This is a genomic window from Pseudomaricurvus alcaniphilus, assembly GCF_011440395.1.
Lineage (GTDB): Bacteria > Pseudomonadota > Gammaproteobacteria > Pseudomonadales > Cellvibrionaceae > Pseudomaricurvus > Pseudomaricurvus alcaniphilus.
Genome location: NZ_JAAOIX010000030.1, coordinates 1 through 2,210 on the forward strand (window position 1 = coordinate 1; position 2,210 = coordinate 2,210).

The following is a 2,210-nucleotide window of genomic DNA, read 5'->3' on the forward strand; positions in this document are numbered from 1 at the left end:
CGATGCTCCGCACTACGCGCAACACTCGCTAAGGGTGGTTGGCTAGACCTTTCCCTACAGGGACTTTCACCCTGAAAGATGCATCAAGCTTCTTGACGCACTAACGCCTTGCTCACCGGCGCCCGCTGCGGAGGGCGTTTTTGTGCAAAAATGGAGCGCAGCGGAATGCGCAAAAACGAACGTAGCAGTGGGCGTCCGAGTGAAGCAATTTGTTATGCTGCGCTTTCACCACCTACTTCCCAGCCTGGAAATACAAGCACTGCCGGATGGCAGGACAATGCTCTGGCCAGCACCTTTGCCCTTTCGACACCGAGTTGTACGCGATTGTTTTCTATAGCGGAAATTGTAGATTGAGGAATTCCTGTTAATTCAGCCAAATCATTTTGGCTAAGAGCTTGCAACTCTCGAATTATCTTGACTGATTCCCCAACAGAAACATCCACATGACGTTTTGCTCTTACATATTCGCTCATTTCATTTCCTCTTGTAATCGTGAGGTGTCACTGATTCCACCCGTACTAAAACCTGCTCTCCATCGACCTGATATATAACTCGACACTGCTGGTTTAGCCTAGAAGACCTGAAACCCTTCCAATCACCGGACAAGGCTTCGTCGTTAAAGCCTCTGATCAGTTTCAATCCCTGGGGACCAGACAGAGAGACGATATCTTTCCACTTTTCATAGCGCTTCTGGATATCTAAAGGCATAGATTTCAATGCCTTAGCGACTCTTCGGTGTTCGTATATTGTCCACATGGATACGATTATACATACTATATATGGTATGTCTAGAGGACGGGGCTAGCTGCATAACGCCGCCCACAGGGGCCGCAGTGGAGGCGTGATCTTCCCCCGATAAAACGGACACATAAAATTTCATGCTGCTATTTGCTCGTATTCAATCGGCGAGTAATAATCAATACCTGAGTGCAGCCGCTTCCGATTGTAAAAGTCATTGATGTAACGACCCAGAGCATACTTCAAGTCTTTACCTGATTGGAAGTTGGATCCTCGTATCAATTCAGCTTTTAGTGTATGAAAGAACGACTCCATATGGGCATTATCTGTACATTGACCGGGGCGACTTAAGCTGTGTTGAATTTCATGCCGCTTGAGATCCTTCTGATATTCTGCCCCACGGTATTCAACACCTCTGTCCGTGTGCAGCATCAGTCCCTTTTCCGGCTTCCTTTTCTTTATGGCTGTAGCCAGTGTTCGCTTGGTAACGGCCGTCGTTCTCTTCGTATCCAGGCTCCAGCCAATAATACGGCGGGAGTGAAGATCCATAATCGCAGATAAGTAATGCCACTGGCTTTTCACCTTGAGGTGCGTCACATCAGCAACCCACACTTTGTTCTTTCTTCAGGTACCGCTCCGTCCGATCTCAGGTTCTCACCAGAGGCAAGGAAACGTCTCATACCAGGGGCTCGGTAAGTTACTCGTGTAACCCGTGCAATCAGGCCCATTTCCTGCATTATGCGAGCTACTCGCTTCCTGCTAACGGAATATCCCTGATTTTGTAGCGCCTTCCAGATTCTCGGGCTGCCGTAGCGCCCCTCGGCCCTGTCATAGATTTTCTGGATTTCAATCTTTAAAGCATTATCTTCACTGGCACGATCAGAGGGCAACCGTTTACGCCAATCGTAATAACCGCTACGGGACACACCAAGATAGGCGCACAATGATTTAACTCCCAGGTCTAATCCGAATCTTTCGATGAATCGATACCTTGCTGATGTTCCTCCGCAAGAAACCGTTGCCACTTTTTTAGTAGGTCGACCTCCTGTTTCAGTTTTCGATTCTCAGCTTCCAACCGCTTAACCTTGGAAAGCTCTTTCTCTTGCCTGGAGGATATTTTGGTTACTTTTTTGGTAAGCGATCAACAAACCCCACCTTCAACCCGATCCCAGCAGCTGTTACGGTTTGACTTCACTTATTAATGGAGCATTCCCGTATGAAAACAGAGGAAAAGCAAAGGTTCTGGCAGGGCCACATCAATGACTGGCGCAAGAGCCAGGTCACTCAGAAAGTTTACTGCGAAGAGCGCGACTTGTCCTTTGCCCAGTTTGCCTATTGGCGCACTCGACTAAACCGGGCTTCAGCCAACCCTGGTAAATTGGTGCCCGTGCGTGTTGCCAGCTCTGCCCCGACTGGTACCGCAACGCTCTATTTGCCGGCAGGTGTCAGGATGGAAATTCCAGCATCATCGC

The 2,210-nt window shown here is 48.7% G+C and carries 3 protein-coding genes and 1 pseudogene; 1 reads left to right on the forward strand and 3 read right to left on the reverse strand.

Annotated features, from left to right (window positions below):
* Nucleotides 1–212: 212 nt before the first annotated feature.
* The 3 genes and pseudogenes from G8764_RS22170 to G8764_RS22675 all read right to left on the reverse strand — a co-directional run.
* On the reverse strand, nt 213–473 hold the full coding sequence (locus G8764_RS22170) for a helix-turn-helix domain-containing protein (RefSeq protein ID WP_166168559.1): 261 nt from the start codon (nt 471–473) through the stop codon (nt 213–215).
* Nucleotide 474: 1 nt separating this feature from the next.
* Nucleotides 475–756, reverse strand: a complete 282-nt coding sequence (locus G8764_RS23120) for a type II toxin-antitoxin system RelE/ParE family toxin (protein WP_166168562.1) — start codon at nt 754–756, stop codon at nt 475–477.
* A gap of 120 nt (nt 757–876) precedes the next feature.
* A pseudogene (locus tag G8764_RS22675) lies at nt 877–1,849 on the reverse strand (IS3 family transposase); the annotation flags it as partial.
* Between the two features lie 105 nt (nt 1,850–1,954).
* Here G8764_RS22675 and tnpA point away from each other — a divergent pair.
* A partial coding sequence (tnpA, locus tag G8764_RS22385; RefSeq protein ID WP_207952053.1) for an IS66 family insertion sequence element accessory protein TnpA occupies nt 1,955–2,210 on the forward strand: 256 nt, incomplete at its 3' end.

What these genes read in the sequence shown, in the direction of transcription:
- G8764_RS22170 (WP_166168559.1), bottom strand. Translation starts at nt 473, where the DNA reads ATGAGCGAATATGTAAGAGCAAAACGTCATGTGGATGTTTCTGTTGGG.
- G8764_RS23120 (WP_166168562.1), bottom strand. Translation starts at nt 756, where the DNA reads ATGTGGACAATATACGAACACCGAAGAGTCGCTAAGGCATTGAAATCT.